At 66.2% G+C, this 1,977-nt stretch carries 2 protein-coding genes; both read right to left on the reverse strand.

Annotated features, from left to right (window positions below; genetic code table 11):
- On the reverse strand, positions 1-248 hold a 248-nt coding region (locus G0Q01_RS24540; RefSeq protein WP_304610736.1), incomplete at its 3' end, for a biotin/lipoyl-containing protein.
- Positions 248-1,966, reverse strand: a complete 1,719-nt coding sequence (locus tag G0Q01_RS24545) for a type I secretion system permease/ATPase (protein ID WP_164213943.1) — start codon at positions 1,964-1,966, stop codon at positions 248-250. The genes G0Q01_RS24540 and G0Q01_RS24545, both read right to left, overlap by 1 nt.
- Between the last annotated feature and the right edge of the window lie 11 nt (positions 1,967-1,977).

Raw genomic sequence — 1,977 nt, forward strand, 5'->3', positions numbered from 1 at the left:
ACCAGAACCTCGCCCTCCTCGACGGTGTCGCCCTCGTCGACGAGGATTTCCTGCACGACGCCGCCATCGGGATGTTGCACGACCTGACGGTTGCGCTCGACCTGGATCTGGCCGCCGGCGACGATGGCGCCCGAGATGTTGGTGGTTGCCGCCCAGGTCCCGAAGCCTCCAACGAGGATCAGCAGGGCGCCGAGCCCCAGGATCAGCGGTTTTTTGAGCGGGAAGCGCTTGTCGGTTGTCTGCGACATCAGCGGACACCTCCGGGCCCGGCGTGCCGGGTGATCTGTTCGTGGTTCTTGACCTGCGAGCGCAGCACTTCGTCCTTCGGACCGAATGCGACGCGGGCGCCATGCTCGAGCATAAGCAGCTGGTCGCATTCGCGGATCGCGGCCGGGCGGTGCGCCATGATGAGCACCGACTTGCCCTCTTCCTTGAGGCGGCGGATCGCGGCGTTCACCGCCTCGCTGCCCTCGTTGTCGAGGTTCGAGTTGGGCTCGTCGAGCACGAGGATCACGGGATCGCCATACATCGCACGGGCCAGGCCGATGCGTTGCATCTGCCCGCCCGAGAGCCGCCCGCCGGTGGCGGTGACGCGGGTGTCATAGCCCTTGGGTAGCTTGAGGATCATTTCGTGGGCGTCGGCCTTCTTGGCCGCCTCGACGATCTTCTGCGGGTCCGGTGTTTCGGCGAGCCGCGCGATGTTCTCGGCGATGGTGCCGTCGAACAGGCTGACGCGTTGCGGCAGGTAGCCGATGTGCTTGCCGAGATCCTCGTCGTACTGGTCGAGCGTCGCGCCATCGAGGCGGATGCGCCCGCCGGCGGGACGCCAGACTCCGGTGATCGCCCGGGCCAGCGTCGACTTGCCGGCACCCGAGGAGCCGATCACGCCGATCGCATGGCCGGGCCGCAGGTCGAAGGAGACGAGACGCAGCGAGGCCTGCTGTTCACCCGGCGGCACCACCGTGAGCTGTTGCACTTCGAGCAGCGCGCGCGGCTTTGGCAGGGCGGTGCGGGTCGGCTCCTGGGGCATCTCTCCGAGCAGCTCTGACAGGTTGTCCCAGCCCTTGCGTGCGCGGGTCACCAGCGGCCATTGCCCGACGGCAAGCTCGATCGGGGCGAGCGCGCGGCCCATCAGGATCGAGCCGGCGATCATCGCACCGGCGGTCAGCTCGTTCTGCAGCACCAGGTAGGCGCCGAGACCGAGCATCGCCGACTGCAGCAGCATGCGGAAGCTCTTGGTCATCGTGGTGAAGGTGCCGACGAGGTCATTGGTCGAGATCTGCCCGCTCAGGGCCTCGGAGCGCGCCTTGTCCCAGCGGTTGAAGGCGGCGCCGCGCATGCCCATGGCCTGCACGGTCTCGGCATCGAGGCGGATCTGCTCGGAGGTCTGCTCGGCCAGCAGGACGGCGCGGTTCGACTTGAGGGTCGGATTGCGGCTCAGCGTGGTGTTGAGCAGGGTGATGACCACGAGGATCAGGCCGCCGAAGATGGCGAGATAGCCGAGCCAAGCGTGGAAGACGAAGATACCGGCGATGAACAGCGGGGTGAAGGGCAGGTCGAAGAGCGCCATGAGCACCGGCGAGCCGATGAACCGCTGCACCGCTTCGAGGTCCTTGAGGCCGGTGGCCGCAAGCTCATCCTGCTTCACCGCCGAGCGCCGGATCACGGCATCGAAGACGCGCATGTCGAGCGCGGCCTGGAAGCGGGCGGCGACGCGGGCCATGACCCGGCCGCGGGCGTAATCGAGGATACCCATCATGCCATAGAGGAAAACGACCAGGGCGGTCAGCGCGAGCAGTGTGGCTTCTGAACGCGACCCCAGCACACGGTCGTAGACCTGCAGCATGTAGAGCGGGCCTGTGAGCATCAAGAGGTTGACAAAGAAACTGAATATACCGACGAACCAATAGTAGGGTCGGCTTTGCTTGCGGACAGATGCGAGCTCGTCTGCCCCTGCGTCTTTCACTCTATTTTTCA

The sequence above is a fragment of the Salipiger sp. PrR007 genome (genome assembly GCF_010499845.1).
In the GTDB taxonomy this organism is placed as follows: domain Bacteria; phylum Pseudomonadota; class Alphaproteobacteria; order Rhodobacterales; family Rhodobacteraceae; genus Salipiger; species Salipiger pacificus_A.